The following is a 26375-nucleotide window of genomic DNA, read 5'->3' on the forward strand; positions in this document are numbered from 1 at the left end:
CCCGCGCGGATCGGTCAGGCGGTGGTTCCATGGGCGGCCCGGATGGCCTCGAGCTCCTCGGCCACGTCGGCGGGGCGGGCGTTGAGGTCATATGTGCTGAGCAGGTGCAGCGTGTCGCCGGTGTCGATCTCCAGCAGGTCGCTGCGCAGGCCCGCCCGGCTGCGCGACTCGACGCGGATGCGCTCGACCTCGCGCCACGGGACGTGGCGGCGGCCGGCGTAACCGGTGACGACCGTGATGCCGTCCGCGTCGGCGGCCAGACGGGCCGGGGCCAGCAGGTCGCGCAGCGCGTAGGCGCCCGCGACGAGCGCGGCGACGACCGCCGCGCTCAGGGCCGGGCGGTCCTCGGCGAAGAACGCGGCGGCGAGGGCCAGGACCACCGTGACGCCGCACTTGAGCGCCGTGAACCCCGGCGAGACCCGCCACTGCCGGGTCGTCGGCGGGGGCGAGGCGCCCGGCCGGTCGGAGAAGGCACCGCTGCGCATCTGCACACCCCTACGATTACGCGACCCAGCCGCCCCGCACGAAGAAAGCGGCCAATATCGCCTGCAGCATGAAGAAGAGGGCGACCACGATCCGATCGACCACCGGGCGCGCCCCGATGCGTGCCAGGATCATGAACGCCGGGAAGACCTCGAGGCCGAAGCGGGAGGCCGAGTACAGCGGATACGGCTGATGCGACGACGGGAAGCTGATCATGAGCAGGGTCAGCCCGATGCCGATCAGCGGCATGACCCACTGGTCGCGGCGGATCTTCCACGGGCCGACGAAGTTGAGCACCAACAGCCCGATGCACAGCAGCGCCGTCGCCAGCTCCAGCAGGTTGTGCACCCACACGTCGCTGAAGCCGTAGCGCAGGCCGAGCCCGCTGTGCAGGGACTGGAAGCCCCGCCAGACCGGCATCCAGGGCCAGTCAAGGTGCCGGCCCCAGTAGCGCTGCGCCTTGAGGAACGCGAACGGCTCGCCGTAGGCGTTGAGTGAGAACGCCGCAACGCCGGCCACGCCGAGCGGGACGAAGAGCACCGCCAGCGCGCTGGGGCGAATCCTCAGCCGGTTGACCCGCACGTATTCCCACACGAACGCCCCGGCCAGCAGCACCCCGGCGGAGCGCGTGAACACCGCCAGCCCGCTGAACGCGCCCGCCCACCACCAGTGCTGCCGGCGCAGGCAGTAGACCGCGGCGAGCATCAGCCCGATGAACAGGCCCTCGTTGTAGGCCGCGGTCAGAAACAGCGCGGTCGGGAACGCCACCAGGTAGAACACCGTGCGGCCGGCGACCACGCGATCGAACTCGTGCTCGGCGAGGCGGTAGAGCACCACCAGCGCGGCGAACGTCGCCACGTTGGCGACCAGCAGCGCGGCGACCCACGGCTTGCCCAGGCAGATCGGGGTGAGCGCGCGGATCAGCATCGGATACATCGGGAAGAACGCCGCCGGGGCCTTCTCCGGCTCCGGGTAGTAGCCGCGCTGCGCGATGTCGATGAACCACTTCGAGTCCCACTGCGACGCCCACTGGGCGGCGAGGTAGGAGGCGGTGACGTTGGGCCGCTTCTCGCCGATCCACGAGAACGCCGTGACCGCGGCCAGACCGACCTTGCTCGCGACGAAGATCCCGAGCCCGCCGAGCAGCGCCCGCCGCCACGGACGGTCGGCGGTCACGGTGCCCCGCCCGCCGCCGCCCGCCGCCGAGTCGGCCGCCGTCGAGTCGGCCGTTGCCGATGCGTCCACGGGCGAGGCGCTCACGGGCGAGTCGCTCACTGTCAAGGCGCCCACGGCCGGGCCGGTCGCCCTGGGCTCGGTCGCGGTCTGGCCACCGGCCGGTGCGGGGTGCTCCCCTGGGTCCTCCATCTGCGGCATCGTAGAGGCGCTCATGTCAGGGGCGCAGCCCGCCGCGGACGACCAGGTCGAGCAGTGCGAAGACGAACAGCGCGATGCCGACGAACCCGTTGGCCGTGAAGAACGCCCGGTTGACCCGGGACAGGTCGCCCGGGCGCACGATCGCGTGCTCGTAGATGAAGGCGGCCGCGGTCACGGCCAGGCCGATCCACCACAGCCAGCCGAGCCCGGCCAGCTCGCCGAACCAGACGAACAGGGCGAACGTGACGACGTGCGCGATGCTCGACAGCCGCAGCGCGAACGGCACCCCGAAGCGGGCCGGGACCGAGTGCACGCCGATCTTGCGGTCGATCTCGGTGTCCTGGCAGGCGTAGATCAGGTCGAAGCCGCCGATCCACAGCCCGACCGCGACGCCGAGCACCCAGACCGGGCCCGAGCCGCGCAGGTCGCCGGTGACCGCGAGCCACGCGCCGACCGGGCCGACGAGCTGCGCCAGCCCGAGGATCGCGTGGGGCCAGTTGGTGAAGCGCTTGCCATACGGATAGACGATCAGCGGCACCACCGCGAGCGGCGCCAGCGCCAGGCAGAGCGGGTTGAGCAGGGCGGCGGCGCCGAGGAACACCACCAGGGCGACGGCCGCGCCGGTCCACGCGGTGGGCACGCTCACCGCGCCGGTCACCAGCTCGCGGCGGGAAGTGCGCGGGTTTCGCGCGTCGATGCGCCGGTCGATGATCCGGTTGGCCGCCATCGCGAACGTGCGGGCGCCGACCATGGCGATCGTCACCAGCAGCAGGTCGAGCCAGCCGACCCGGGGCTGCTGCGCACCGGGGTCCTGGATGGTCATCACGGTCAGCGCGGCCAGATATGCGAACGGCAGCGCGAACACCGAGTGCTCGATCGCGACCAGCCGCAGGAACGCCTTGACCCGGCTCGGGGGTGCCTCAGCGATCGTCACTTGAACCCATACTCTCTCCAGCGCTTGTCGACCCGCGCCACGACGTCGGGCGACATGACCATCTCTTCCGGCCAGCCGCGATGGTAGCCCTCCGCCGGAGTCTTCCGCGTGGCGTCCAGCCCCGCCTTGCCGCCCCAGAACTGCTGGTAGGACGCGTGGTCGAGGTGGTCCACCGGGCCCTGGGAGAGCAGCAGGTCGTGGGCGTAGTCCACGTTGCCGAAGGCGCGGAACGCCACCTCGGCGTAGTCGTGGACGTCGCAGTCCTCGTCGACGACCACGATCAGCTTGGACAGCGACAGCAGGTGGGCGCCCCAGATCGCGCTCATCACCTTCTGCGCGTGCTTCGGGTAGCGCTTGCGGATCGAGACGATCACGCAGTTGTGGAACACGCCGGCCGCCGGCAGGTCGTAGTCCACGATGTCCGGGATGAGCAGCTTGAGCAGCGGCAGGAAGATGCGCTCGGTCGCCTTGCCGAGGCCGTGGTCCTCCTGCGGCGGCTTCGAGGTGATGATCGAGTGGTAGATCGGCTGGCGGCGGGTGGTCACGCACTGCACGTGCAGGACGGGAAACGGCTCGACGGGCGTGTAGAACCCCGTGTGGTCGCCGAACGGCCCCTCGGGCAGGCGCTCGCCCGGCTCCAGATAGCCCTCCAGCACGATCTGGGCGTTGGCCGGGACCTGCAGCGGCACGGTCAGGCAGTCGACCATCTCGACCCGCTCGCCGCGCAGGAAGCCGGCGAACAGGTATTCGTCGATGTCGGACGGCAGTGGGGCGCTGGCCGTGTAGCAGACCACCGGGTCGGCGCCGATCGCCACCGCCACCGGCAGGCGCTGCCCGAGCCGCTCCGCGACCGCGTGGTGCGCCGTGGAGTCCTTGTGGATCTGCCAGTGCATGCCGATCGTGTTGTGACTGTGCTGCTGCAGCCGGTAAAGCCCCAGGTTGCGCTTGCCGGTCTCCGGGTGCCGGGTGTGGGTCAGGCCGAAGTTGTGGTAGATCCCGCCGTCGTCGGGCCACACCTGCAGCCCCGGCAGCCGGTTGAGGTCGACCTGGTCGTCCTTGTAGACGACCTCCTGGCAGGGTGCGGTCTTGACGTGCTTGGGCGGGACCGACTTGAGCTGCATGAGCTTGCCGATGCCGTCGCGGATGCCGGCCCAGCCGACCGGCAGCTCGGGCTTGACCAGCTCGCCGATGCGGGCGCCGACCTCGTCGAGGCGCTCGACGCCCAGCGCCATCGCCGTGCGTTTCTCGGTGCCGAACAGGTTGATGGCGACCGGCATGTCGCCGCGGGTCGGCTTGTCGAAGAGCAGGGCGGGGCCGCCGGCCCGCACGGTGCGGGTGACGATCTCGCTGATCTCCAGGTGTGGGTCGACCGGCGCGGCGACCCGGTGCAGCTCCCCGGCCTTGTCCAGGGCGGCCAGGAACTCGTTGAGGTCTGCATATGGAAATCCGCGAGCCATGCCTGCATCCTGCCAACCGGGTATGACATTTCCCGCAGCGCCCTCGCCCGGTGTGACCGTGGCAGAGTTGTCGTGTGAATTCGCGCAGGCCTTGGGTGGTAGGAGTCTCCGGGGCGTCGGGCACGCCATACGCGGCGGCCGTGCTCCGGGCACTGTTCGACGCCGGCGAGGCCGTCGACCTCGTCGTGTCGCGGGCCGCCCGGCTCACCATCCTCGACGAGACCGGTGGGCCCTTCCGGGACGCGCACTGGAAGGACGACCTCGCCGCGTGGCTCGGCCGCCCGCTGGACGGCGCCGACCTGGCCTACTGGCCGGCCGGCGACCTGGCCGCCGGCCCGAGCAGCGGGTCGTATCCCGTCCAGGGCATGCTGGTGGTGCCGGCGAGCACGGCGGCGTGCGCCGGCATCGCCATCGGACTGTCCAAGGACCTCCTTCAGCGCGCCGCCGAGGTGAACCTCAAGGAGCGCCGCCCGCTCGTGATCGTGCCACGCGAGACCCCGGTGACGCGCAGTCACCTGGAGCACCTCATCGCACTACACGACGCGGGTGCGGTGATCCTGCCCGCGAGCCCCGGCTTCTATGCCGCCGGTGCCGCGGCCACGGCCGCTGAGCTGGTCGACTTCGTCGCCGGCAAAATTCTCGACGCCGCCGCCGTGTCGCACAGCCTGTTCACTCGTTGGTCGGGTGAGCTCGGCCATTCCCGTTAGAGGTGTCATCAAGAGCGTCATCCCCTTCGAGCAACGCCCTCACCTCGGATTCCCGGAACCGCCGGTGTCCACCCGGGGTTCGGATGCTGCTGATGCGGCCGGCCGCGGCCCAACGCGTCACCGTCTTCGGATCGACGCGAAACAAGGCTGCGACCTCACCGGGCGTCAGCAGACGATCTCCCGTCTCCACGGCCCCTCCTTTACCCTGGGTGGCTCGCCGGGCCCGCGCACCCCCATGCTGCGAAGCTGCTGAAAGCGCGAGTCATCCTGGGATGTACGCCCATTACAGCACCGCTCACGTGCCGTGTCCGGGAAACGAGGAAAACGCACTTCTGGGTAATTAGCTGTGTTAAAAGCCGGACCGTTAGGCTTGTCGCGATGGACACGATCGACCGACAGCTTATCGACCTGTTGCGGGACAACGCCCGCCTTCCATATGCCGAGCTGGCCCGGAAGGTCGGCCTCTCCGCCCCCGCCGTGCACGAACGCGTCGGCAAGCTCGAATCCTCCGGGGTCATTCGGGGATACCGCGCCGAGGTCGAGCCCGAGACCCTGGGCCTGCCGCTCACCGCGGTCATCGGAATCGTCCAGGACAGCAGCGGCGACACCGACGCGGTGCTCGAGGCCCTGCGCGACCGCCAGGAGATCGAGTCTTGCTACTTCATGGCGGGTGAGGAATCGTTTCTGTGCAAGGCGAGGGTGAAAACCATCGGTGATCTGGAACGGCTCATCGTCGATCTGAACCGGGTGCAGGGAGTGGCCCGCACGCGCACCTCCATTGCGCTTTCCACCAAATGGGAAGGGCGCATCCGGCCAGCCGGATGAACGGTTCACGCGAGCGTCGCCAGGTCCGGATAATCGGCGACGTAGCCGTCGTCGGTGAGTTGGATGTCGGCGGTGAAGTTCTCCGAGCGGTAGCGCACCCGCCCCGGCCCCAGCACCTCGTACGCCTGCGTGCAGGGCAGCACGGCCAGGCTCGGCAGCAGCACCCAGGCGGCCTCGATCTCGACCTTCGTGCCCGCCGGCGCCCGGTGCAGCCCGAGCCGGCGCACCGGCAGCGTGTTGGTCAGCGGCGAGTTGTACAGGTCCACGTCGAGCACCGAGTGCAGCCGGTCCGGCTCCTCGATGCCCGGCATCGGCGCGGTGGGCAGCGCCCGCTCCAGGTCGCCCTGCTCGCTGGTGGTCACCCGCCAGCGCCCGGCCGCCCGCTCCATCCGCAGGGCGCGCCGCCAGCCGCCGCCCTCGACGGTGAGCTCCAGCCGGGTGCTGACCCACATCTCGTCCGTGTGCAGCTCATAGCGGCACACGTATAACGCGTTGTCGGCGGCGAACGCGACGCCCTTGGCGCGCAGCCCCCGCCGGTCGTCCAGGGTGACGAACTCGCCGCCGGTGGTGTCGGTCCGCTGCCAGGCGAACGCCCGGGGTAGCACGGTCATCCCCGGACGGTATCGGACAATGTCGTTTTGCGTGAGGGGCGTTACGCTCCGTCACCGGTTCCGGGGCGGCCGCCGATCGTTCGTCCGCCGCCGCCCGGGTGGCGGGCTCTGGGCGATCCGCACCGGCACGCCGCTTGGCTGCCGCGCCCCGGTGACTTCGGCCAGCGCCGGGTCGCCGGCCCGAACCCGCAGCTCGTTGGGGGTGACGCCGGCCTTGGCCAGCAGCGCGGCCGCCCGCCGCCGCTGCCGCGGCAGCACCAGCGTCACGACCGTCCCCGCGGCCCCGGCCCGCGCGGTGCGGCCCGCCCGGTGCAGGTAGTCCTTCTGGTCACGGGGGAGGTCGACGTGTACGACCAATGAAACGTCGTCGATGTGAATCCCGCGCGCGGCGACGTCCGTCGCGACCAGGACGTCGACGGTCCCCTCGCGGAACTCCGCCAGCGTGCGGGTCCGCACCCGCTGGGACTTGCCGCCGTGCAGCGCCCCGGCCCGCACGCCGACCCGCGCGAACTGCTCGACCAGCTCGTCCACGGCCAGCTGGGTCTTCACGAACAGGATCGTGCGGCCCTGGCGCGCCGCGATCGAGGCGGCGATCGCCACCTTGTCGTGCGGTGGCACGAGCAGCACGTGGTGATCCATCGACCCGACCGAGGCCACCGGCGGCTCGATCGAGTGCGTCACCGGGTCGACCAGGAACTTCGCCACCAGCGCGTCGACGTCCTTGTCCAGCGTGGCGGAGAACAGCAGCCGCTGCCCCGACGCCGGCGTCTGCTCCAGCAGTTCGGTGACCTCGGGCAGAAAGCCCATGTCGGCCATCTGGTCGGCCTCGTCGAGCACGGTGGTCTCCACCGCGTCGAGCCGGCACGCGCCGCGCTTGATCAGGTCACCGAGCCGGCCCGGCGTCGCCACGAGCACGTCGACGCCCCGCTCCAGGGACCAGATCTGCCGCTCGTACGGCACCCCGCCGACCGCGGTCTTGCAGAACAGCCCGAGCGCCTTGGCCAGCGGGGTCAGCGCGTCGTTGACCTGCATCGCGAGCTCGCGGGTCGGCACCAGGACCAGCGCCTTCGGCGCATGCGGCCGGGACCGCCCCGACACGGCGAGCCGGGCGAGCAGCGGCAGCCCGAACGCGAGTGTCTTGCCGGAGCCGGTGCGGCCCCGCCCGAGCACGTCACGGCCGGCGAGCACGTCGGGGACGGTCGCCGACTGGATCGGGAAGGGTTCGGTGATGCCCTCTGCGGCCAGCGCCCGCACCAGGCGGCCGGGGAGCCCGAGGCCCGCGAAACCGGGATCGGGTTCGGTGGATTTGTCGAAGAGGGACGGATACGAGCTGGGGTCAGCGAGCAGCAAGGAGCTGGGACCTTCCGATTGGAGAACGGCTCAGCCTATCCGATCTCCGCCGAAGGGTCCCAGCCGCCGTGCTGCGGCTCACTTCTGTGGTGCCACGCCGACCATGTTGTCCATGAAGCCGCGCGCGAACGTCACGGCGAAATAGCCGCCCACCAGCAGTACAACCACCATAATCGCGATGATGATGATCACTCGGCGGTTGCCCGACGCGGCGGGCGCCTCGTCGTCGTCCGATTCCGCGGTTCCCTGGCTCAGGATGTGCCCCGTGAGCGACCCCGAGTTCTCCAGCGGACTGCTCTCGTCGGTGGCGGTGGGCAAGGGCGTCGGCGATGCGCCGCCCTTCCCGCCGTACACGGTGCCGACGGAGGCCCGTTGAGTGACCCGGACCGGGGCTGGTGACTCTTCTTCCCCCACTAGTTCGCCCTCCTCGTCGGGCGGCGGGATGGCTGGGGGCTGCTGGTGCTCCGGCGGGGACTGCGCGGGCGCTCCGTTTGGCGGGTAGACATTGCCCGGGGCCCGGTTGGCCGGCGGCGGATAGCCCCCGCTGCCGGGCCAGTTCTGATGCTGCTGCTGTACGTCATGTTCGTCGTTCTCCGTTCGCGCGGCACCCGGCCCCGGCATCGGCGGCGGCGCCCAGGCGGGCGGCTGCTGAGCCGGGGGCGTGGAGGTCGGCGGCTGTCCCCAGCCCGGCTGGGGCTGCCCGTACTGGGGCGGCTGTGCGGGCTGTCCGTATTGGGCGGGTTGTCCGTACTGGGGTGGTTGTCGGTAATAGCCCGGCTGTCCGGGCTGAGCCGGCGGCGGCTGCCAGCCCGGCTGGGCCGGCGGCACCGAGGCGGGTGGGGCCCAGCCCTGCTGCGGCTGGGCGGGCGGCGGCTGCCAGCCCGGCTGCGGCGCCGGGGGCACCGAGGCGGGCGGGTTCCAGCCCTGGCCCTGGTTCCAGTTCGGGTTCGGCTGGTTCTGGGCCGGCGGGACCGAGGCCGGGGGCTGACCCCAGCCCGGCTGCGGCTGGCCGTACTGGCCCGGCTGCGGCGGCTGCCAGTTCGGCTGCTGCGCCGGCGGCGGGTTCCAGCCCTGCGGCGGGGGCTGCTGGCCCCGGACGGGCTGACCCGGGTGCCCCGGCTGCCCGTACTGGCCCGGCTGGCCGGGCTGCTGCCACGGCTGCTGGCCCGCGTTGGGCGGGGGAGCCCAGCCCGGCTGACCCTGCGGGGGCGCACCCCAACCGGCCGGCCGCGCGGGCGGGGGGTTCCAGCCCTGCTGCTGGGCGGGCGGCGGCGGCGCCTGCTCGGCCGACGCCTCGTTGTGGCCCCAGGGGTGCTCGGCCGACGGCGTGGTGTACGCCGGGGGCGCCGGCGTCTGCTCCTCGGGCTGGTCGGCCTTGACCTGGTCGGCCTTGGGCCGGTCGGGCTCGGGCAGCGGCGGGGGCTCCTCGGCCACGAGGAAGGGCGAGCTTTCCACGGGCGGAGGAGTCGAGTCGGCGCCACCGAACGGCGGGGCCGGGGTGGCGTCGGGGATGCCGTAGGCGGGCGCGCCGGACGCGGGTGCCGCCGCGCCACCGCGGCCGAACGACGGGGCGGGGTTCGAGTCCGGGATGCCGTACGACGGGCTGCTGCCGCCGAAGGACGGGGCCGGGTTCGCGTCGGGGACCCCGTACGCCGGGGCCGCGAGCGCGCCGGAGGACGGTGCGGCCGAGGTTTCCGGGAGCGGTGGCGGGCCGAACGACGGGGCCGACGAGGTTTGCGGCAGTGGCGGCGGGCCGTACGACGGGGTCTCCGGGAGTGGTGGCGGGCCGAACGGCGGGGGCGACGAGGTTTGCGGCAATGGCGGCGGGCCGAACGAGGGCTCGGGGAGTGGCGGCGGGCCGAACGAGGGCGCGGCCGGGGTCTCCGGGAGCGGTGGCGGGCCGTACGACGGGGCCGATGGGGTCTGCGGCAGTGGCGGCGGGCCGTACGACGGGGCCGATGGGGTCTCGGGGAGTGGTGGCGGGCCGAAGGAGGGCGTGGCCGGGGTCTGCGGCAGCGGGGGCGGACCGTACGACGGGGTCTCCGGGAGGGGTGGCGGGCCGAACGAGGGCGCGGCCGGGGTCTCCGGGAGCGGGGGCGGGCCGAAGGACGGGGGCGGGGCCTGGAACGGGCCGGGCTGGCCCGGGCCGGGGAACGGGTTCGGGCCGGGCTGGGGGAAGGGGCCCGGCGGGGGGCCGGGCCGCGGAACCGGCTCCGGCTCGGGGATGGGCTCCGGCTCGGGGGCCGGCGGGTACGGGTGCGGGATCGGCTCCGGGGTCGGGGCCGGCGGGAACGGGCTGGGCTCGGGCTGTGGGATCGGCTCCGGGCTCGGGAACGGCGACGGCTCCGGGCCGGGGATGGGCTCGGAGGGCTCAGAGGGCTCAGAGGGCTCGGACGGTTTGCCGGTCAGGGACTGATCGGTATTGACGGCGCCGCCGCGGTACACGGTGGGCGTTGCGGCCGAACCGCGCGCGGCCTGGGCGGCCTCCTCGGCGCTGACCGTGTGCAAGCCCCGGACGGAGGCCTTGGCCCGCGCGCCCGCACTTGAGATCGGCGCGTCGGCGCCACCGGCTTCCACCACACCGGGGAACGGAACGCTCGCGCTACCGGCGCCAGGGAACGGCACGTCCGCACCGCCGCCGGACGGGGAGCTCGCGCTGCCGAAGCCCGGGAAGGGCGAGCTGGGGGCGCCGCTGACCGGGGCGGCGCTCGCGGCCGCCGGTTCGGGCACCGCGGCGGGCTCGGCCGGGGCCGGGAACGCGGGAGCCACCGGAGCCTGCGGCGGACGCTGCACCGCGAACGGGTGTACGACCGCCGGTGGCTCGCTCGCCGGACCGTACGCCGGCGCACGCTCACCGGACGGGGAGTAGGCCGGCGGCTCGTATGCGGGCGCAGGCTCACCGGACTGCCCGTATGCGGGCGCGGCCTCACCGGGCGGGCTGTAGGCCGGCGGCTCGTATGCGGGCGCGGGCTCACTGGGCGGGTTGTAGGACGGAGCCGAGTCCGTGGGCTGGCCGTAGGACGGAGCCGAATCTGCGGGGCGACCGTAGGGCGGGGCTGGGTCCGTGGGCTGGCCGTAGGGCGGGGCCGAGTGCGCGGGCTGGTCGTAGGACGGGGCCGAGTCTGCGGAACGAACGTAGGGCGGGGCTGGGTCCGTGGGCTGGCCGTAGGACGGAGCCGAATCTGCGGGGCGACCGTAGGGCGGGGCCGAGTCCGCGGGCTGGCTGTAGGGCGAGACCAGGTCCGCGGGCTGGCTGTAGGGCGGGGTCGAGTCTGCGGAACGGCCGTAGGGCGTGTGTGGGGCGCTCGGGGGGCCGTACGACGAGGCGGGGGAGGCGTAGGGCTGCGCCGGGGCGTCGGTGGTCGGCAGTGGGTAGGCGGCCGGGGGCGGGACCTCCGGCGCGGCCGGGGCCGGTGGCTCCGGGGGCGCGGCGGCCGCCGGGGCGGTCCAAGGCTTGGCGAACGCGTCCCAGGACGACTCCATCGGGGCGCGTGGGGCGCGTACGCGGCTCGGCAGCGGCGGAGGCTCTTCCTCGGCGGCGGGCTGGAACGGCGCGGGTGGGGGCTCCTCCGCCGTCAATGCCGCGGACGGCTCGCCGAGGGGCGGGGGCTGGAAGGCCGTGGGTGACAGGGGGGTGGAGGAGGACTCCTCCTCGTCCGCGGTGGAGTGGACGACGGCGCGGTAGGTGCCGGCCTCGTGGCGTACCTCCGCGATGCTGCCCTCCGGCGCCGCGATCGACGACACCGTGGCGCGACCGACGATCGCGACCGGTGCGGACATATCCGACGAGTCCGGTTCCTCTGCGGCCGGGGCGAAGCCCTCCAGCGGGGCCGGGCCGAACGGCGCGGCCAGGCCGCCCGAGTCCTCGTCCCTCGGGAGGTCGGGGACGGCCGGGATCGGGATCGGGGTCGGGTCGGTCGGCGGCGGACCGTACACACCGGCGGCCGGCTCCAGGCTCGGGAGCTGGAAGGCCGGGGGCTCATCCGACGAGGAGGAGACCGGCGGAGCCGAGACGGCGGCCGGCGGCGAGTAGGACGGGGGAGGCGAGTAGGACGGGGGAGCGGACGCCGGCTCCGGAGCACCCTGCTGCATGCCGGCGAAGGGCTCCGAGGTGGGAACCGTGAACGGCGACGGGGCCGGGGCCGCCGAGACCGGCGACGCGGCAGGCGGTGCGGCGGGTGGGGCGGCGGCCGGGGACGGTGCGTCGGCCGTGTCGGCGAAGGCGGCCATCATCGCGGCCAGCTCCGGGTCGTCCTCCTCCTGGGCGGCGGCGGACTCGAACGGGTTGGCGCCCGGCCACAGCGCGCCGTCCACCGGGGTCGGCGGCGGCTCGAACGCCTGGTCGGGCAGGTTCTCGTCGACCGGCTCCGGCAGCAGTTCGGCGCCGACCGGGGGCGGGGGCGGCAGCGGGGGCAGGTCAGCGCCGTCCTGTGGCTGCTCGGTCCGTGGGTTGGCCAGGGCCGGGCCGCCGACCGACGGGGCCGCCGGCACCGTCTCGCCGCGTGTGCCGTCCCGTGTCTCCCGCTCGTCCATCGTTGCCTCCATGAACCGGTTGCCCTGACAGGCATCAATGAGTGCCCGACGGAGCCTCAGCCAACGGGTCCACGGTGCCACATCGAGTCACGCAGTGCCGGGTTGAGTCCGTCGGATTCTGGATCAGCCGCCGGGTGATCTCGGGGAGGGAGTGGGCTCAGTTCGCTGCGGCGCCTGCCGAGGTCTGGGCCGCGGTGCTCGCCCCGGCCTCCGAGGACTTCACCGCGGCCGGCTGCGACGAGGACGCCGCGGCCGAGGGCTCGTTCGACGGCTCCTTCGAGGGCGACGGCGAGGAGGACGGGGATTCGCTGGGCGACGGGGACGCCGAGGTCGACGGGGTGGGCGATGCCGAGGGGCTGGCCGAGGTCGACGGGCTGGCCGAGGCCGATGGGCTCGCCGAGGTCGAGCTCGACGGGGACGGTCCCGTGGTCCCGCCGCCACCGGGCGGGGGTGCGGTCGTCGTCTGGGTGTGGCCGGGGGCCGACACGGCGTCGAAGATGCGGGTCGCGCCGAAGAGCTTCGACCAGCGGACCTCGGCGATCTTGACCTTCTGGCCGCTCGTCGGCGCGTTGACCATCTTGCCGCCGCCGACGTAGATGCCCATGTGGTAGATCGTGCGCCAGTCGCTCATGTCGGTGGCGAAATACACGAGGTCGCCGGGGAGCAGCTGGTCGCCGGGGTTGTTCTTGGTCGCCCGGATCGCGTGCGTGCCGTGGTACATGTCGGCGGCGACGCGCGGGACGCGGACGCCGACCTTGCCGTAGGCCCAGTAGGCCAGCCCGGAGCAGTCGAAGGTGTCGGGGCCCTCGTCGCCCCAGACGTACCAGGCGATGTTGACCTTGCTCAGCGCGTAGCTGAGCGCCTGGATCGCCTTGGGGTTGGCCACCATGCCGTCGACCTCGGGGCTGTCGACGAGGTTGGGGCTCAGCGACTGCTCGGCGGCGTCCTGCTCGGCCTCGAGCTGCAGGACCAGCGCGTCGTTGTCGGCGCGCAGCTTGACGTATGCCGCGTTCTGCGTCTGGAACTCGGTGTCGATCGGCGTGTATGCGCCCTGGGCCGTCTGCAGCGCGTTCCGCGCGACCTGCAGCTCCTGGCGGGCGGCCGACTCGGCCTCCTGGGCGCGCAGCAGGTCGCGGGCCGCCTCCTGACCACCCGGCTGGCTGCCCAAGCCGGGCGCGAGCACGCCGAACTTGTGCAGGTCGCTGGCGTATCCGTCCAGGGGCCCCATGCCCAACGCGCGCTTGTAGGCCTCGGCGGCGGCCGAGTCGGCCTTGGCCTTGAGGTCCTCGACGCGCTTGGTCGCGTCGGCGAGCTTGAGCTCGGCGTCGGCCTGCGCGTTTTGCGCGGTTTCCAGATCCTGTGAGGCGCGGTTGCGTTTCTCACCGAGCTGGGCGACGGTCAGCTCGAGCTGCGCCAGCTCGGCGGCCTTCGGGCCGCGCTGCGTGGTGGTCGTCGCGGGCGGCGGCGCGGTGGTCGTGCCGCCGCCGGGCAGCACGAGCGCCCCGGAGGCGATCGGCCGCGAGCCCGTGTCCGGAATGTCCCCGGCCGGGTCAGCGTAGGCCGGGCGGGTGATCAGCGAGCAGAGCATGGTGCAGACCACCGCGGCGGCGACGACAGGCCCGCGACGAAGCCTCAGGCGCGGCGTGGCCGGCGCCGAACGCTTCGGAGTTTGTACAGCTGGTGGCACGTTCTCCTCGACAGGGAACGCCGCCCTCAGCATCAGCCCGCTCATCGCCACCGTCCCCAGTCGGTTCGCCACGCCAATGGTCGATCGTGTCGATCGATCAGCCGGTCTGCCGCCCGACCGCGTTTTCTGCACTTTTTCTTACCTCAAGGAGGTGACATGCGTCGAGGGTCGATCAATGTCAGCTTCGTCGTAGGCAGATGAATGCCGGGGGAACGGCAGGCCCGACGTACGCTGGCGGCGTGGATGCAGGCTTGAAGCGCGAACTCGAGGCCAAGGTCACCGCCGGCGAACGGCTGAGCAGGGAGGACGGCGTCGCTCTGTATGAGTGCGACGACCTCGTCTGGCTCGGCGGCCTGGCCCACCAGGTGCGCACCGAGCGCAATGGCGACCGGGTGATGTTCAACGTCAACCGGCACCTCAACCTGACGAACGTGTGCTCCGCGAGCTGCGCGTATTGCTCGTTCCAGCGCAAGCCGGGCGAGAAGGACGCATACACCATGCGCATCCACGAGGCCGTCGCCAAGGCCAAGGAGATGGAGGGCGAGCAGCTCACCGAGCTGCACATCGTCAACGGCCTGCACCCGACGCTGCCGTGGAAGTACTACCCGAAGGTCCTCCGCGAGCTCAAGGGCGCCCTGCCGGGGGTGAATCTCAAGGCGTTCACCGCCACCGAGATCCAGTGGTTCGAGAAGATCTCCGGCCTGCCCGCCGACGAGATCCTCGACGAGCTCATCGACGCGGGGCTGGAGTCGCTCACCGGCGGCGGTGCCGAGATCTTCGACTGGGAGGTCCGCCAGCACATCGTCGACCACGCCACCCACTGGGAGGACTGGTCGCGCATCCACCGCCTGGCCCACGGCAAGGGGCTCAAGACGCCCTCCACGATGCTGTACGGGCACATCGAGGAGCCGCGCCACCGCGTCGACCACGTCCTGCGCCTGCGCGAGCTGCAGGACGAGACCGGCGGCTTCCAGGTGTTCATCCCGCTGCGCTACCAGCACGACTTCGTCGACTCGGCCGACGGCAAGATCCGCAACCGCCTCCAGGCCCGCACGAAGATGGCCTCACCGGCGGAGAGCCTCAAGGTCTTCGCCGTCTCCCGCCTGCTCTTCGACAACGTTCCGCACGTGAAGTGCTTCTGGGTCATGCACGGCCTGTCGGTGGCGCAGCTGTCGCTGAACTTCGGCGCCGACGACCTGGACGGCTCCGTGGTCGAGTACAAGATCACGCACGACGCGGACAGCTACGGCACGCCCAACACCATGCACCGCGAGGACCTGCTCAACCTCATCTGGGACGCGGGCTTCCAGCCGGTCGAGCGCAACACGAAGTACGAGATCGTCCGGGAGTACGACAAGGCGACCCCGCTCGCGCAGCGCCGCAGCGAACCTCAGCAGGTCTGGGCCTGACCTCACGCGATCGCCATGGCGAGCGCCGCCACGTCGTACGCGCAGCCCCAGGACACAGTGACCCCGACGCCGCCGTGTCCGTAGTTGTGCACCACGTCCACGCCGCCCGGGGTCCGTTCGTGCTCGAGCCGGATCCCCGGCCGGGCCGGGCGGACGCCGACGCGGTGCTCGATCACCTCGAGCCCACGAACCCGGGGGTCGATCCGCGCGCATCGCTCCTGGATGGCCGCCGCGATCCCGGGATCCCCCGATTTGTCGGCGATTCCGTCCTGAATGCTGCCGCCCAGAACCAGAAGGTCGCCGTGCGGCAGTAGGTAGGTCGGGTCCGGCGACTCGTCGTGTTCGGCAAAGAATTGATCAATGCCGGGATTCGGTACGACCACCAGCTGGCCGCGGACCGGATGAAGCTCGGTATCCCCGGTCAGCTTCGCGGCGCCCATCCCCGTGCAGTTCACGATGATCCGTCCCGCCGCGAATCGCGGATCGAGCGCGGAGACGACCACGCCGGTCGTGATCGTTATCCGAAGATCGTCCAGCCGGGCCCGCAGGAATTTCAGATAGGCCGGCATGTCCACCAGCGGCGCCTCGTACCACCACCCGTTGCTGTACTCCCCGAGCTCCTCTCGCGTCGCGATGCGAAAGCCGCGCAGCGCCGTGGCCCAGGCCGGCACGGGCGCGGGAATCCGGGCCGCCTCCAGGCCCAGGACGCTGCTGACCCCGGTCAGGGACGGCTCCCGGGCCAGCTCGTCGAGCACGGTGAGGGTCCGCTCGCTCCACGGCGCAATGCGCGGGTCCTCGGCGAGATATGGGCCCCATAGAGCGCCGGCGGCGCACGAGGTGGTCTGTTCCGGGTCGTCCCGGGTGATGACCTCGACCGCGAATCCAGACTCCGCCAAACGAATGGCCGAGGTCATTCCGGACACGCCGGCGCCTATCACGAGTACCGATCGAATCGGAGACATGTTTCGACGGTATCCGGCGCTGTCACCCTCACCCGCGACCGCTTGCGCCGCTCATCACCATGCGATGCAATCGAATTCCACCGTCGGGTCAGGGGTGACCGATCTTGAAGGTTTCGATCGTTGCGCTCGGTGAGGTGCACACCGCCCTGCTGCAGAATTCCCAGGCGGTGCCGCTGAGCTTCGCCGAAGGTCTTGTCGGTCAGCCGGGCGGGGAACAGGTCCGCGTCCGTCAACGCCCGATCGCGCACACCGGCTCGCCCGACGTGCTGACCGGAATCGACTGCCGGCTGCCGACCCGGACGGGCGCCAAGAGCCGCGGCGTCGGCACCGTCGCCGGGCGCGTGACGATCACCGGCGGCCACCTGCTGCAGAGCAGCGCACGGGTCCGCGTCGTGACCGGCGGGGGAGGCCGGCGCCTCGGCTGGTCGCACTACCTCGCCCGCCCCGGCCACGTCGAGCTGATCGGCAAGGGCGACGAGCACGACCTGGCCGACGGGTTCATCTCGGTCGAGCGCGAGCCGCGGACGCTGGACCTGGGCTCGATCGCGGCACGGCTGCTCAACGCGGTCCAGCGCTCGGACGATCTCGACCACAAGGCGCCTCTGAAGGCGGCCCGCACAACCCTGCGCTGGGCCGCGCTGCCGGTCGCGGACGCGGACGAGACCGACGTGCGGTTCGCGATCGAGCGCGGCGGCCTGCGGACGCTGATCGTCCGCTGCGAGCCCGCCGACCTCGGGGTGGTCGGAGATTTCTGCGACGACGTCGCACTGCACGACTGGCTGCTGGCGACCCTGCTGCACCTGGTCGAGGACGGGCGCAACGCCGTCCCGGACGACCTGGCGCGCATCGCCCGGCTGCGCCCCGCCGTCGAGCATCTGCTGCACCTGTGGATGCCCGGGGCCCGGCTGACCGACTCGGTGGCACAGCTCTGGCGGGGCCTGGAGGACCGCCCGGGACTGACCCGGCAGTGGCGCTCCTGCGTCGACCGCATCAGAGATCAGCTCACGCTCGGCATGCTGGCGCACCTCGCCGGGCGGGCCGGGCCAGGTCCGCAGGGGGAGGGAAGCGAATGACGAGGGTGTTCAGGAAGCTCGCCGTATCGGTGGGGATCGGCGTCTTCGTGTACCTCGTAACGAATGTCTGGATCGACCACATCAACCAGAGGCAGATCGGGGTCATCGCCCTGTCGCTGCTCATCGGCGCGGTGGTGTTCCTGGCCCAGCTCCTGCGTGAGATGGACAGCCGCATCGGCTCGGTGGGGCGCGCCGGGGCCGAGCACGCGGAGATGGTCGAGCGGCTGGTCGACGACGGGCTGAGCCGGATCCGCGACGAGGTCAGGCAGGGCTTTACGAAGATCAACGAGGCGACCGAGCTGTTCGGGCTGGTCGAGGCATCCGCGCTGCGAACCGACGCGATGACCCAGTTGGTGCGGCACGCGACCCGGATCCCGCCCGACGCGCCGCCGCTCGTGCACCTCTTCGCACAGGCCGAGATCGGCCGGACCTCCGAGTTCCTCAAGGAGCTCAGCGAGGGCGGCAACGTGACGTACGAGGGCGAGGACCGCGACTGGATGCTCGCCCTGGCCCGTAACGCCCGCAACAGCATCGACGCCACCAGCCTGACCACGCTCGACGGCCTGGTCGACGGAGGGCTCTGGAGCAGCGACCTCGGTCAGCGATACCTCGAGGTGCAGCGCGACGCCATCCAGCGCGGCGTGCGCGTCCGGCGGGTCTTCATCATGGACCGCGCCGGCCTGGCCGGCGATCCGACGTTCCTGGAGGTCTGCGAGCTGCAGAAGCGTCTCGGCATCGAGGTGCGCGTTCTGGATACGTCGGCGATCCCGGGCACCCGGCGCAGTTCGCTGTTCGACTTCGTCCTCTTCGACGACACCGTCAGCTACGAGACGACCCCGGCCGCGAACATCGACGGCTCGGTCCGGCCGGCGATCGTCAACACCCGCCTGGAACTGCGCGCGAGCCGCGTCCGCGACCGGATCGCGCGTTTCCGCGATCTCTGGGAGTGCGCCCGCGAACTCGACGCTCAGACGAACAGGTAGCGCAGCCGGTCGACGACCTGGATCGGCAGTCGCAGGCCCTCGGCGTCGGCGCGGTCGAGAATAGCGGCGTTGACCTGGGGATCGACGAGGATCTGGCCGAGAATCGTGCGCACGGCGTGCTCGGTGGGCAGGAACCGTTCGCCGAGCACCGACACGGTGCGGTAGGCGCTGAACGGCTGCGCCCTCGGGCTGAGCCGCATGACGGGCGGCAGCTGGGCCCAGTCCTCGGGGAGCGGCCCGTCCCACTCCCGCGGCTGGGCGACCGCCGCGCCGTTGTGCCGCAGCACCCCGAGGCGCAGCAGCTGCCAGACGGAGGCCAGGTACGCGCACGACCACTTGCCCCGGCCGCGCAGCTCGACGTCGATGAACACGGAGTGCCGCGCCGCCCCGTTCTCCACCGGCGGCTCCCACTGCCGCAGCGAGGCCATCGCCGCCCCCGCCCGGGCCGCGCTCGCCCCGCCACGCTGCCCGTTGCTCAGCCAGCCGCTCTCCTTGGCCGGCGGCCGCGAGCCGTTGGTCTCCGGCGGCGGGTCGGCCACGATTCGCTCGTGGACCAGCTCGGCGAGCGGGACGCCGTCCGCCTCCGCGCAGCCCGACTCGCGTGCGAGGTAGTCGATCGTCAGCCCGGCCCGCTCGGCCGCCTCCAGCACCGGCGGCAGGACGTCGCGCGGTGATGGCGTGGGGCCGAAGTAGTCGTCCATGAGGAAGCAGGTGCTGATGCGCGCCCGGCGATCGCCGAGCTCACTGAGCAGGGCCGTCCGGGCCGCCTCCGCCCACGGCCGGATCTCGCGGAAGTACTGCGGGAGCCGCGCCGGATCACCCTGGAAGTCCTCGAAGTACAGGTGCCCGAGCTCGATGCTGACGTGCGACAGCGCGACCGAGGCCGGGCGCGGGTCGCCGCCCGCCTCCCAAAAAGCCGTCCCGGGCCGCGTCACATGGCCTCCCAGGCCCGCTCGTCGTGCAGCTTCTCGGCGAGCGAGGCGAATGCGTCGACGGTCTCCTGGTTGGCGGTGCGCCGCTGCCGTACGTCGTGATCGGAGATCAGCTGCTCCCGGAACTGCAGCAGCGGCTCGAGCGGCACGGTGCCCAGCAGCGAGGTGCGCCCGAGGCCGAGCCGGCCGGCCAGCGTCTGCAGCGAGCCGTTGCAGTTCTCCAGCCAGGCCACCTGCTCGGGGCGCAGCCCGGCGAGCGAGGGCGAGTTGGGCTGCACCACAGCGGTGCGGACGAACCGGATCGACCGGCGCAGCTCACCCTCGTCGTGGTAGTTGGCCTTGCCTGCGGCGATGATGCCGTTCGCGCCGTGGACCAGGTCGTGCGCGGCCCGGATGTGCTGGTGCGTCCAGCGGTGGAAGACCAGCCAGCGGACGGTCACGTGCCGCAGCTGTTCGGCCGAGGTCGCGGCGAGCGCGGTCTCGACCGCGTAGGACCGGCCGGCGCTGAGGTCGACCAGCGCCACGTCGTACTGCTCCTCGAGCGACAGGAACAGCTCGGCGCAGCGCGCGACGGTCTCCTCGGACGCCGGGAACTCGCCGCCGTCGCGGTCGCCGGGGAACAGCTCCAGCCGCCCGGATCCCGGCGGTTGCCGGCGCAGCGTCTCGCCCTCGGACTCGGCCCAGACGTCCACGCAGTTCGGCGTCTGCGTGCGGCCCTGCAAATAGGAGTGCAGGCCGGTGCCGGGCAGGCCGCTGACCAGCTTCTCGATCTGGAACACGGTGCCGGCGGTCGGGGACCCGAAGTCGAAGTCGAGATAGCAGACGTCGCGGCCGGTGAGCGCGGTGCGGTACACGATGTTGCCGCTGGTCACCGAGCGCCCGGTGCCACCCTTGTCGGAGACGGCGAAGACCAGCACCTCAGAACACCTCGGCGCCGTCACGACGGGCGGCCGCGATCCGATCGAGGCTCACCAGAGCCTGCTCGGCCAGCGACTTCGCGGTGCCGGGCCGGCGCCCGACCATCTCGTTCGCGCGCAGGAGCGTCGCCTCCACGTCCTGGAGCTCCTGGTGCATGGCCGGCCCGGCGTCCACGACCCGGATCAGCTCGCGGGCGTAGATGTGGTCGGCCTCCGCGAGCAGGTGCCTGGCCTGCTTGATGAGTTCGGGGCTCGGCAGCGGGTCGTTGCGGATCAGCTCGATGGCGGCGACGACGCAGTTGACGACGCGCTCGGTGTAGTACCACGACGGGCGAGGGTCCGACGCGGGCAGGCCGGCATAGATCGCCTCCGGTCGATCCCAGAGCCCGTTTCGACGCCGGGGCCGCAGGTGCTGCTCCCAGACGTCGTCGGCCAGCTCGGTGAGCGCCGCGCGGGTCTCGACCGTCTGGGCCAGCACGGCAGCCGACAGGATCTGGCGCAGCAGCTGTGTGGAGAAGTCGATGAGCAGCCAGCGCAGCCGCGGTCCGCCGCCGATCTCCTGGCTGCCCTCCAGCTCGAAGCCGTAGCCGGGGCTGTGCAGCCGGATCGCCGGGTCCGTATCGCTGGTCGGCCGGCGGGTGATCCGGGCCCGCTGAGCCAGCTCGCGAAGCACCGCCCCGACCCGGGCCGTATCGCCCTCGGCCGCCGGGTTGCTGGACAGATCGAGCACGACGATCGCGGCGACGAGCAGGCTGTGATAGTCCGACACGGTGCCGTCGGGCATTGCCCAGGGAATGTCCTCGAGCGGCCAGCGGCCGTCGCCGAAGCGGGCCAGCCGGGACCAGTAGCTCAGCGTCAGGTCGAAGCGCACCTGCAGGGTCCGGGCCAGCCGGTTCTGCTCCTCGTCGAGGAGCGTGAGCATCCGGGTGCGACGCGAGAACAGCTGCTGGATGGCTTCCAGAGCGACAACCGTGAAGTACAGATACGGCGCCCGTTGCGCGACGCCCGCCGGCTGCAGGATCGAGTCCTTCTCCGGGGTGTCGACCGGCGGGGCGTGCTCGGTGACGCCCCACGACCAGCCGCACTCGAAGAGCTTGTTGGGGTTGGCCAGCTCGTCGGAGATCGCGATGCCGATGCTCATGTCGCGCAGACCGGCCCGGATGTCCTCGAGCTGCGTGCGGAACGCCTCGCGCACCCGGCTCGGCGCCTGGTCGCCCTGGTTGATCGTCGAGATGAGCAGCCGGCCGTCGTCGTGCTCGGAGTCGACGACATTGATCGCGAAGCCGCGCAGCAGGCCGACCATCGCGGCCGTGAGCCGGCGGTTGGCCTGCGCCTCGACCGTGCCGATCTCGTCAAGCAGGTCCTCGCGCTGGACCGAGCGGCGATACACCCGCACGAAACCGATGATCGCCAGGCTGAGCCGGATCGAGATCGCATAGGAGTCGACCACGTCGAGCAGGCGCTGCTCGGGGAGCGGTTCCCGGCCGTCCTCCGCGCCGGCGAAGTACGTGCCGCCGGCGAAGGTCGGCCGGCCGTCCCCGTCGGCGTAGGTCGTGAGGTAGTCCCGCATCGTGCGCAGCAGTGTCCGGGGGATCTCGATGCTGTCGCCGAATCGCCGCAGCGCGTTTTCCAGATCCGGCGCGGTCCGGTCGGGCTGGTCGAACCCGAACGCGTCATCGCCGGTCGCGGGGCCGAGAAGGCACAGCAATTGCTCGGCATCCGAGATCGAATTGCGTTCGACGCGCCCGCCCCAGATCCAGGTCTGTTTCGGTAACGAGTGCTCCGCGACCGCTCGCCAGGCCTCGATGAGCTGGCGCCTCGGCTGGATCCTCATGGGCCTCCCGCCCGTTACTCAGCGCTTGGCTCGGCCCGCTCGCCCGAGCGCGAGGATCATGCCTTTGTAGTCACTGCGGAGGAGCTGGCCCGAGAATATCGTTTCGACGTGCACGTCATCAACGTGCCGTTCCAGCGCGTGACGGACGTCCGCCTCGGTCACGGGCACGGCGGGAAATCGGTTGTGGCCATTCATGTATCCCCGCGATTCCTTCATGAAGGCGGCGGCGAACGGCGCACCCGGACGGAGCGCTCCGGTGAACCGCTCGATTGCGGCGTTGAACTCACGCTCCTGCATGGAGATCGACTCGGCGACGTAGAACATCACGCCGATGTCCCATTGCCGGCGAGGCAGCTGGAAGACGTTGCCGACGCGCACCCGTGTCATCCGGGCAACCGTTTCCCTGGGCGAGATGTCGTTGTAGATCGGTTCTTGCGGTGCCAGCAGGTGCCAGTACGGATCCCAGACCTCGGAGTAGCGCTCCACCTGTGTGCGCAGCCATTGGCGGTTGGATCGGCTCCACTCGTGCAGCTCGATCTCGTCGCAGAATGGCAGCATCGCCAGCGTCGGATACAGATTGGCGCCCGCCCCGACGTCGATGCCCCGGCCGCCGGCCGGCCCGACCTCGACGAAGAAGTCCCGGACCTTCTGCAGGATGACGAGGTCGTCCTCGAAGGGATGCAGGTAGTTGTCGTCGATGTACTGGATGGGGTCGAAATCGTCCCAGGCGAACTCGTCGTTGGCTTGTCCGAGGCAGGGAGGCTCGATCGTCGAGTTCCCATGGGCCTGTGTCGGGGGCGACATCGACATGGGGTTGAGTGCTCCTTCAGATCGGCGTCGAGGCCCGACCCGATCGTCGGCCGAGGGTATCGCCCATTGTAGTGAAGGGTGCCGATCATTCGGTTGATCGAATGATCGGCGTGAGCCACTCCTGGTCGACCTCGTGGGCATCCTGCCACCAGTCGTCGAACTCTTCGATCCGGCGGCGCACGGCCTCGGGGCGTAGCCGCAGCTGGGTGGTCGGCGACAGGGTGGGTTCGCCGCTGACGGCCTGCTGCTGCGGAAACTCCTGGCAGACGTGGTCGTCGAACACGATGAACTCGAGTAGTCCGCTGGTCGGGCGCCGATCCAGGATGCGGACCTCGATGCGCGCGGCGGCGTTGCGGCCAACGATCGTGCGAAGCCGATCGTCGTCCCGCCAGTGCGGGCCGACGATGAACAGCCGCCGGACGCTCACCTCGCGCCGCTGGATGGCCGCGCGCTGCAGCTGAAGGTACGTCTCGGCGAGCTGGCTGTCCCAGAATTTGTCGTCCACCGACAGCCGGCCAACCATCGTGGTCGCCTTGATGCTCGTGCTGGTGCGTGCGGTCAGCATCAGCATCCAGTCCAGGTCGTCGCCGGGGTAGTCGGCTATCCCCTGGTGGACGAGCTGGCGCAGGACGTCGGACTGGCGGAGCAGCAGATCGTCCGCGAAGCGGGTCAGCAGGGGGCTGCCCAGCCGGGCGACCTGCGCCGCCGTCTTCACCAGGTCGATCGCCGTCTCGGTGCGCAGGCCGCCGGCCTCCACCCGGCCGAAGAGCTCGGTCGCCTCGTTGATCATGTAGAAGCGCCGGTCCATCTCGCTGACGCGGGTGTCGACCTCCACGAGGAACTGCACGACCAGCGAGACGCCGCCGATGAAGATGGACATCGTCAGGGACCAGATCACCGGCTGTTTGGCGAACGTGGTGAGCAGGTAGCCGAGGCCGCCCGAGGCCAGGGTGATCAGGAACTTCCGCAGGACGTTGCTGCCCATGTGCCCGGCCTCCAGCAGTCGGCAAGCCTTACATGCTTCCGGACGCCGGAGGTATGACATAGAGCTTCATGGGTGTTGGAAAGGTGACCGAACGTTCGGAACGTCACCTCAGTCGGGGGATGGGTTCCGGGCGGGGCTACGCTGAGGTCACCATGTCACCGTTCTTGAAGTACTCGCTCGCCCGGCTCGGGCTGTTCGGGCTCGTGGCGCTCGCCGCCCTCGTCGTGCCCGTCGACGTCAGCGTGCCGCTCAAGCTCATGATCGCCGTGATCGTCTCCGCCGCTCTCGCCTTCTTCCTGCTCAAGGGGCTGCGCGAGGAGGCGTCCGTCCAGGCTGTCGGGATGGCGGAGCGGCGGGCGGAAAAGCGTGAACGCCTGCGTGCCGCCCTCAACGGGGATGATGATGGGGGTGAAAGCGCCACCAAATCGGACTGAAACCCATTTACACCTTGGATGGCGCTTGGGCACTCCAAGGGGGTTTGATGGGTCGCAGGGTCGTGCCGATGGTGGCGCTCGCGGTGGTCGGGGTGGTGACGCTCTTCGCGGTCAACCCGGCAGCGGCGAGTCCGACAAGTTCGAAATATCAGCAAAAATCGGCATCGTACGTTGTCGGGGGCGTCCACGGTGCCGCGGACCGTGACCGCATCGGCAGTACCGGTGCCAGCATCGACAGCGTCGGCGACGGCACGGTGGCCGTCACGGCCACGCCGGACGAGGCGGCGCGGATCGAGCGGCTCGGCTACCGGGTCACCCGCACGCGGACCGAGAGCTTCCCGGCCGCGGACTCCGCATACCACGACTACGCCGAGATGCAGGCCGAGCTCGACCAGGCGGCCAAGGCGTATCCGCAGATCATGCGCAAGCTCAGCCTCGGCAAGTCGTACGAGGGCCGGGACATGCCGCTCATCAAGATCTCGGACAACGTGGCGAAGGACGAGGACGAGCCCGAGATCCTGTACGACGCGCACCAGCACGCGCGCGAGCACCTCACCGTCGAGATGGCGCTCTACCTGGTGCGGATGTTCACGGAGGGGTACGGCAAGGACCCGCGCATCACCAGGCTCGTCAACACGCGCGAGATCTGGATCGTGCCGGACATGAACCCCGACGGCGGCGAGTACGACATCGCGGGCGGCTACTACCACAACTGGCGCAAGAACCGGCAGCCCACCAACGCCGGGTACAAGGGCGTCGACCTCAACCGGAACTGGGGCTACAAGTTCGCCTGCTGCGACGGCTCCTCGCCGGTCGTGTCGTCGGAGACCTACCACGGGCCGGCGGCGTTCTCCGCACCCGAGACCCGCCGGCTGCGCGACTTCGTGCTCAGCCGGCGGATCGGCGGCGTGCAGCAGATCAAGGCCGCGATCGATTTCCACACGTACTCCGAGCTGGTGCTCTGGCCGTACGGATACACGACGATGACCACGGCGCCGGGGCTCGGGGCGGACCAGCAGAAGGCGTTCGCCGCGCTCGGCGGGTTGTTCGCCCGGAGCAACGGCTACACCCCGGAGCAGTCCAGCAGCCTGTACATCACCGACGGCTCGATCATCGACTGGCTCTGGGCCGCCCAGGGCGTGTGGGCCTTCACCTTCGAGATGTACCCGAACTCGCCCGCCAAGGGCGGCTTCTACCCGCCGGCCGGCGTCATCGCCGCGCAGACCGCGCGCAACAAGGACGCGAGCCTGATGCTGGCCGAGTACGCCGACTGCGCGTTCCGGGCCATCGGCAAGCAGGAGCAGTACTGCGCTACAGCATCCAGTCCTCGGTGAGCTCGATGACGGCGAAGTGCGCGCCGGTCGGATCGGCCAGGCGCGCGTAGAGGCCGGCCGAGGCCGGTTGGGGACCACGGGCCACCGAGCCGCCGAGCTCGGTGGCCCGTTCGCACGCCGCGACGCAGTCCTCGACCATGAAGCAGACCGTCCAGTGGTCGCGGACGCCCGCCGGGAAGCGGTGGTCGATCGGGACCAGGCCGCCGACGGTGTCGTTGTGGTGGTGCAGCTCGTAGTACGGCTGGCCCTCGCTGTTCGCCTCGACGGTGTGCCAGCCGAAGACTTCCTTGTAGAAGGCGCCGGTGCGCTCCAGGTCGCGGGCGGCCAGCTCGTACCAGCAGATCGCCCCCGGCTCGAACGAGACCTGGGCGCCGACGAACCGGCTGCGCAGCCAGGTGCCGAACAGCGCGCCGCCGGAGTCCGCGAAGGTGGCGGCGGTGCCGAGATCGCGCACGCTCGCGGGCGGCACGCGCACCGCCCCGCCGGCCCGCTCGACCGTCGCCGCGGTGCCGGCCGGGTCGTCGGTGGAGATCGAGATCAGCCAGGCCGCGGTGCCGCCGGGCCGCCCCTGCCGCAGGCCGGCCGCGGCCCGCCCGCCGAGCGTGAAGTGCCCGTCGTTGTTGCGGGCCCACCCGAACAGCCCCGCGTAGAACTCGCTGGCCGCCGCCGGGTCCGGGCTGACCAGCTCGGCCCAGCACGGCGTGCCGGGCGCGTAACCCCGAACTCGCATGTGCACGTACC

The 26375-nt window shown here is 71.3% G+C and carries 23 protein-coding genes; 7 read left to right on the plus strand and 16 right to left on the minus strand.

From position 1 onward, the window contains the following. Positions 1-14: 14 nt before the first annotated feature. The 4 genes from ACQPY0_RS01680 to ACQPY0_RS01695 are packed head-to-tail and all read right to left on the minus strand — an operon-like array spanning position 15 to position 4248. Complete coding sequence (locus ACQPY0_RS01680; protein WP_432983530.1) at positions 15-485, minus strand: PH domain-containing protein; 471 nt, start codon at positions 483-485, stop codon at positions 15-17. Between the two features lie 16 nt (positions 486-501). After that, complete coding sequence (locus tag ACQPY0_RS01685; protein WP_432983533.1) at positions 502-1848, minus strand: mannosyltransferase family protein; 1347 nt, start codon at positions 1846-1848, stop codon at positions 502-504. Between the two features lie 25 nt (positions 1849-1873). After that, positions 1874-2791 (minus strand): menaquinone biosynthesis prenyltransferase MqnP, encoded by a 918-nt coding sequence (mqnP, locus tag ACQPY0_RS01690; RefSeq protein WP_432983536.1) that lies wholly within the window; start codon positions 2789-2791, stop codon positions 1874-1876. Further along, positions 2788-4248 (minus strand): menaquinone biosynthesis decarboxylase, encoded by a 1461-nt coding sequence (locus ACQPY0_RS01695; protein WP_432983539.1) that lies wholly within the window; start codon positions 4246-4248, stop codon positions 2788-2790. Before ACQPY0_RS01695 ends, mqnP begins: the two co-directional genes overlap by 4 nt. Positions 4249-4322: 74 nt before the next feature. Here ACQPY0_RS01695 and ACQPY0_RS01700 point away from each other — a divergent pair, with 74 nt between their 5' ends. After that, a complete protein-coding gene (locus ACQPY0_RS01700) occupies positions 4323-4955 on the plus strand; it encodes a UbiX family flavin prenyltransferase (RefSeq protein ID WP_432983542.1) in 633 nt (210 codons plus the stop codon). Here ACQPY0_RS01700 and ACQPY0_RS01705 read toward each other — a convergent pair. Beyond that, positions 4918-5145 carry a BldC family transcriptional regulator gene (locus tag ACQPY0_RS01705; protein WP_350610253.1) on the minus strand — a complete coding sequence of 76 codons (228 nt, stop codon included), beginning with the start codon at positions 5143-5145 and terminating at the stop codon, positions 4918-4920. The two genes, ACQPY0_RS01700 and ACQPY0_RS01705, sit on opposite strands and share 38 nt — an antisense overlap. A gap of 188 nt (positions 5146-5333) precedes the next feature. On the opposite strand from ACQPY0_RS01705, the gene ACQPY0_RS01710 reads away from it, so the two are divergent. Next, positions 5334-5780: an Lrp/AsnC family transcriptional regulator gene (locus ACQPY0_RS01710; RefSeq protein WP_432983546.1), complete on the plus strand. Its 447-nt coding sequence runs from the start codon at positions 5334-5336 to the stop codon at positions 5778-5780. 5 nt (positions 5781-5785) lie between these two features. Here ACQPY0_RS01710 and ACQPY0_RS01715 read toward each other — a convergent pair whose 3' ends face one another. The 4 genes from ACQPY0_RS01715 to ACQPY0_RS01730 form a co-directional block, all read right to left on the minus strand. Continuing rightward, positions 5786-6391: a putative glycolipid-binding domain-containing protein gene (locus ACQPY0_RS01715; RefSeq protein WP_432983549.1), complete on the minus strand. Its 606-nt coding sequence runs from the start codon at positions 6389-6391 to the stop codon at positions 5786-5788. Between the two features lie 51 nt (positions 6392-6442). Further along, positions 6443-7741 carry a DEAD/DEAH box helicase gene (locus ACQPY0_RS01720; protein ID WP_432983552.1) on the minus strand — a complete coding sequence of 433 codons (1299 nt, stop codon included), beginning with the start codon at positions 7739-7741 and terminating at the stop codon, positions 6443-6445. Between the two features lie 78 nt (positions 7742-7819). Beyond that, positions 7820-12274, minus strand: a complete 4455-nt coding sequence (locus ACQPY0_RS01725) for a hypothetical protein (RefSeq protein WP_432983555.1) — start codon at positions 12272-12274, stop codon at positions 7820-7822. Positions 12275-12431: 157 nt separating this feature from the next. Continuing rightward, positions 12432-13862: an NlpC/P60 family protein gene (locus tag ACQPY0_RS01730; RefSeq protein WP_432983558.1), complete on the minus strand. Its 1431-nt coding sequence runs from the start codon at positions 13860-13862 to the stop codon at positions 12432-12434. Between the two features lie 338 nt (positions 13863-14200). Here ACQPY0_RS01730 and mqnE point away from each other — a divergent pair, with 338 nt between their 5' ends. Continuing rightward, entirely contained in the window at positions 14201-15370 is a 1170-nt protein-coding gene (gene mqnE / locus ACQPY0_RS01735; protein WP_432983561.1) for an aminofutalosine synthase MqnE, read from the plus strand. Positions 15371-15372: 2 nt separating this feature from the next. Here mqnE and ACQPY0_RS01740 read toward each other — a convergent pair whose 3' ends face one another. Then, positions 15373-16332 (minus strand): FAD-dependent oxidoreductase, encoded by a 960-nt coding sequence (locus tag ACQPY0_RS01740; protein WP_432983564.1) that lies wholly within the window; start codon positions 16330-16332, stop codon positions 15373-15375. A 104-nt stretch (positions 16333-16436) separates the two neighbouring features. Between ACQPY0_RS01740 and ACQPY0_RS01745 the strand changes: the two genes are divergently transcribed. Both ACQPY0_RS01745 and ACQPY0_RS01750 read left to right on the plus strand, forming a co-directional pair. Next, positions 16437-17405, plus strand: coding sequence for an SCO2521 family protein (locus ACQPY0_RS01745; protein WP_432983567.1), 969 nt, complete (start codon positions 16437-16439; stop codon positions 17403-17405). Next, positions 17402-18388, plus strand: coding sequence for a DUF6879 family protein (locus ACQPY0_RS01750; RefSeq protein WP_432983570.1), 987 nt, complete (start codon positions 17402-17404; stop codon positions 18386-18388). The genes ACQPY0_RS01745 and ACQPY0_RS01750 overlap by 4 nt, the downstream gene beginning before the upstream one ends. On the opposite strand, the gene ACQPY0_RS01755 is transcribed toward ACQPY0_RS01750, so the two are convergent. The 5 genes from ACQPY0_RS01755 to ACQPY0_RS01775 form a co-directional block, all read right to left on the minus strand. Then, the gene (locus tag ACQPY0_RS01755) at positions 18373-19323 is read right to left on the minus strand and encodes an SCO2522 family protein (RefSeq protein WP_432983573.1); all 951 of its coding nucleotides are present in this window, start codon (positions 19321-19323) and stop codon (positions 18373-18375) included. The two genes, ACQPY0_RS01750 and ACQPY0_RS01755, sit on opposite strands and share 16 nt — an antisense overlap. Then, positions 19320-20237 carry an SCO2523 family variant P-loop protein gene (locus tag ACQPY0_RS01760; protein ID WP_432983576.1) on the minus strand — a complete coding sequence of 306 codons (918 nt, stop codon included), beginning with the start codon at positions 20235-20237 and terminating at the stop codon, positions 19320-19322. Before ACQPY0_RS01760 ends, ACQPY0_RS01755 begins: the two co-directional genes overlap by 4 nt. Position 20238: 1 nt before the next feature. Beyond that, on the minus strand, positions 20239-22071 hold the full coding sequence (locus ACQPY0_RS01765; RefSeq protein WP_432983579.1) for an SCO2524 family protein: 1833 nt from the start codon (positions 22069-22071) through the stop codon (positions 20239-20241). An 18-nt stretch (positions 22072-22089) separates the two neighbouring features. Then, positions 22090-22881 (minus strand): SCO2525 family SAM-dependent methyltransferase, encoded by a 792-nt coding sequence (locus ACQPY0_RS01770; RefSeq protein WP_432983582.1) that lies wholly within the window; start codon positions 22879-22881, stop codon positions 22090-22092. 85 nt (positions 22882-22966) lie between these two features. After that, the gene (locus tag ACQPY0_RS01775) at positions 22967-23866 is read right to left on the minus strand and encodes a hypothetical protein (protein ID WP_432983585.1); all 900 of its coding nucleotides are present in this window, start codon (positions 23864-23866) and stop codon (positions 22967-22969) included. A 152-nt stretch (positions 23867-24018) separates the two neighbouring features. Here ACQPY0_RS01775 and ACQPY0_RS01780 point away from each other — a divergent pair, with 152 nt between their 5' ends. Further along, positions 24019-24300: a DUF4229 domain-containing protein gene (locus ACQPY0_RS01780; protein WP_432983588.1), complete on the plus strand. Its 282-nt coding sequence runs from the start codon at positions 24019-24021 to the stop codon at positions 24298-24300. A gap of 47 nt (positions 24301-24347) precedes the next feature. Beyond that, a complete protein-coding gene (locus tag ACQPY0_RS01785; protein ID WP_432983591.1) occupies positions 24348-25634 on the plus strand; it encodes a M14 family metallopeptidase in 1287 nt (428 codons plus the stop codon). Here ACQPY0_RS01785 and ACQPY0_RS01790 read toward each other — a convergent pair. Further along, entirely contained in the window at positions 25612-26364 is a 753-nt protein-coding gene (locus tag ACQPY0_RS01790; protein WP_432983594.1) for a VOC family protein, read from the minus strand. The two genes, ACQPY0_RS01785 and ACQPY0_RS01790, sit on opposite strands and share 23 nt — an antisense overlap. Positions 26365-26375: the final 11 nt, after the last annotated feature.

It is taken from the genome of Dactylosporangium sp. CA-233914, assembly GCF_050942935.1.
Lineage (GTDB): Bacteria > Actinomycetota > Actinomycetes > Mycobacteriales > Micromonosporaceae > Dactylosporangium.